This window comes from Corallococcus exercitus (assembly GCF_003611585.1).
Classification (GTDB): Bacteria; Myxococcota; Myxococcia; order Myxococcales; family Myxococcaceae; genus Corallococcus; species Corallococcus exercitus.
In genome coordinates this window covers 1-3,574 of the sequence record NZ_RAVW01000645.1, presented here as the reverse complement: position 1 = coordinate 3,574, position 3,574 = coordinate 1, and the positions used below count along the sequence as shown (strand labels likewise).

At 75.1% G+C, this 3,574-nt stretch carries 1 protein-coding gene and 1 pseudogene; one reads left to right on the top strand and one right to left on the bottom strand.

All coding sequences use genetic code 11. From position 1 onward, the window contains the following. Positions 1-51: 51 nt before the first annotated feature. Positions 52-3,084 carry an MG2 domain-containing protein gene (locus tag D7W79_RS40200; RefSeq protein WP_338078856.1) on the bottom strand — a complete coding sequence of 1,011 codons (3,033 nt, stop codon included), beginning with the start codon at positions 3,082-3,084 and terminating at the stop codon, positions 52-54. A 182-nt stretch (positions 3,085-3,266) separates the two neighbouring features. On the opposite strand from D7W79_RS40200, the pseudogene D7W79_RS40195 reads away from it, so the two are divergent. Beyond that, positions 3,267-3,574: pseudogene (locus D7W79_RS40195) on the top strand (hypothetical protein); the annotation flags it as partial.

Genomic DNA, 3,574 nt, shown 5'->3' with positions numbered 1-3,574 from the left:
GCACGAACCCCACCCCGAGGCCCACGGCCCCGGACAACCACGAGCGCTGCTTCATGGCGCCTCCTGGGCGACCCACGCGCCCCAGTTCACGACGTCCTCCGGCAACCGCGTTCCATTCACCACCACCGCGCGCGGATCCGTCAGGGCCAGCAGGTCCTCCGGCAGCCGCGACAGCCGCAGCTTGCGGCCGAACGCATCCGTCACCTTCTGCCCGCGCTGCTCACAGGCGGCGAGCGACTCCGCCCACAGGCGCGCGAGCCCCGCCGGGTCCAACGTCTCCCCCGCGGGCGCGGTCTCCTCCCACTTGCGCGTGCGCGCGTGCAGCTCCGTCAGCACCGTGTAGAACGGCTCCGTCAGCTCCGCGTCCGGCAAGAAGGGGCTGGTGGCATGCGCCGTCAGCGGCGTCTCCAGGTCCTCCCGCGCGGGCACCGCCGTCACGCGCAGCAGCGCCGCCGCGGCGGCGTTCGCGCCCCGGATGCGCCCCATGGCCAGCGCCTGGCCGTCCAGCACGCCGAAGGCCGGCGTGGCCACCGACGGCGAAGGCCGCAGCCCGTCCAGCGCGTCCGCGCCCGGCAGCGGCGCCAGCTGGGCCAGCGTCTCGTCCACGCCGAAGAGGCCCACCGCCGCCTCGCCGTCCTTGCCGTCCACGCGCGTGCGGACCTGGAGGTGCGCCAGCTCCCCGGGCGCGTACGCGGGCTTGTCCGGCGACACCTCCACCGACAGCGCCGCGCGCGGGGCCACGTACACTCGCGCGGACGCGGGCACGCCCTCCACCTCCGCCCAGCCCTCGAAGTCCTGGGGCAGCGTGAAGCGCACGGAGCGCGTGGCCGGATCCACCATCTCCTTGAGCCGCGCCTGCCCCGCCACCAGCACCAGCGTCCGGGGCAGCTCGCCCTCGAAGCCGGGGCCGCGCAAGAGCTCCACCTTCACGGACTCACCCGCCTTCGCCAGCACCGGCGTCGCGCGCAGGCGCAGCGGCGGCAGGCTCGCGGGGCGCAGCACGAGCTTCGTCTCGCCCATGTCCTGGCCGTCCCACTTCGCGCGGACCTTCAGCTCGTAGCCCAGGAACACGGTGGCCTGCGGCGGGCGAGGCACGCCGTTGCCGCCATACGTGGGCTGCGCACTGAAGCGCACCACGCCCATGGCCTCCGACGGCCGCCGTCCCGTCAGCAGCTCCGCCTGCGTCGAGGCGGGCAGGCGGATGCGCGCGAAGCGCTCCTTCACGCAGGCCAGGGCCGTCGCGGACAGCGCGTTCTCGCTCGTGGGCTCGGGCACCCAGGACAGCGCCAGCTCCGGCTTGTCCGCCCACCGCCGCCACGTCAGCGCGGCGGGCACGGCCACGACGCGGTCCAGCGTGGGAGGCAGGCACGCACGCGCATCCAGCGCGGCGGCCGTCAGCGCCTCGCTCATGCCCCGCTCGTCCCCGGAGGCGACCTCCGTGTTCCACCGCATCGAGGGCAGGCCCGCATCCATCACCTGGAAGCGCAGCTGGAGCATCCGCTCCCGGCCCGCCGGCAGTCCCTTCGCGCGCATCGCGGACGCCATGCACGCGTCCAGCGCTTCGTCCGCGCCGGTCACGTCCAGCACCTGCCCGGACGCGCCCACCCGCACCGCGAACTCCGCCATGGACGCGCCGGAGGACGGCGCGACGAAGCGCGCACAGGGATGCAGGACGGGCAGCAGCCGCTCCAGCGCGGCCTGGTCCTCCAGCGACGCCTGTCCGCCCTGCGCGCCCAGCAGGTCCCGGGACGACACGAGCGACACGGGCGGCGGACGCGGCTGCACGCGCACCGGCAAGGGCGGCACCACCACGTTCACCGCGGGGCCCGGGTCCAACTGGAAGGCGGCCACGCCGTCCTCGTCCGCCACCGCGCTCACGCCCTTGTCGCGCGGATCCCACGCGCGCGTCACCGTCACCTCCGCGCCCGGCAGCACCCGTCCCGACGCGGTGGTGGCGCGCAGGTAGACGCGGTTGCTGAAGCCCGCCACCAGCCCGTCCTCCAGCTCCGTCACGGAGGACACGGCCAGCGCGTCCTCGGACAGCAGGAGCGACACGGCGCCGCGCACCGGCTCACCCGTGGCGTCCTTCGCCTCCACGCTCGCGCTCAGCGTGGCCTGGCCGCGCAGGTCCTGGGGCACGCGCGGCAGCGTCACGCGGAAGCGGCCGGAGGCATCCGTGCGAGCCTTCGTCGGAAGCTCGCCGCGAAGCCACTCTGTCGGCGGAGGCCATGCGCCCGCGTGGCTCCACGCCAGCGTCACGTCCGTGTCCGCCACCGGCGCGCCGGACGCGTACGACACCTGTCCCGTCACCTCCGGCGTGTCATTGGCGCGCCAGAAGGGCCGGGAGCTCGTCGCCTCCAGCCGCAGGCGCGGCAGCGTGAAGGGCTCCACGGTGAAGGACTCGGAGCCGGACGCGCCGCCGCTGGTCCACGCCACCGTCCACGTCCCCGTGGGCGCGCCCCGGTCCAGCGGGAACTCCCCGGCCACCACGCCCCAGGGGCCCGCGGGGGCGCGCTCCTCCAGCACCACCTCGCCGTCGGGGTCCGTCACCTTCCACGTCCCCGGCCGTCCGTCGAGCGGCGACAGGTCCTTCGCGCGCAGGGCCACCGCGCGGAAGCGCACCCGGTGCCCGGGCTCGTAGAGGGGCCGATCCGTCAGCACCCGCACCCGCGCGGGCGCGTACAGGGGCAGCGACGCGTCCACCGTGTCGGAGCCCAGCGGAGTGGTGACGCGCGCGCGCAGCCGGTAGTCGCCGTCCGGCACCTGCGGCAGCGTCACCGGCGCCGTCAGGAGGCCATCATCGTTACGCTCCCAGCGGCCGTTGGCGTCCAGCGGCAGCGGCGACTCCTTGCCGGCCGCGTCCACCAGGAACAGCGCCGCGGTGCCCCGGCCCACGTACGCCTTGAGCGCGCGGCCCTTCGCGTCCACGCCGTGCGCCTCCGCCCAGACCCCCACCTGGCTGGAGGCGCCTCGCGCGAGGCCGTTGGCGGCCACGCTCACCGTCTGGCGGAACCCGCCGTCCGGACACGCGGTCACGTCCACGCCCTGGAACATCCAGGCGGACAGACACCGCCCGGAGGCCACGTAGGCCAAGCCTCCCCCCAGAAGCAACAGCCCGAGCCCTCCGGTCACCCATCGCCGGCGCTGGATGCCACCTGTCATGCGTTTTCTCCCCGTCTGTCCACTGTACGCCGGAAAGCCGGGAGCCGGTCCCTGCCTCCCCCCGTTGACGTATCCGTGGGGTGGCTGGGCTAGGGTGCCGCGTCATGGTCGCGCCGAAGAACCGCCCCCCGCAGGATGCCCTGCCGCCCCGCCTCGATGCGCTGCTCGAGGCCTTGATGGACCGCGACTTCGCGGCGCGGCTGCGCAAGGTCTACCAGGCGGCCGCCGTCGCCATCGACCGGCTGGGGCACCTGAGCATCGTGAAGTACGAGCCCACCACCGCCGAGCCTGACGACGCCGCGGACCTGTCCCTCTGGGAGACGATGGCGCCCGCCATCGGCGAGACTCTGGTGGACGTGAACCGGCTGGTGGTCGCCATCCGCGACGCCTTCCCCCCGCCCGCGCGCCCCGC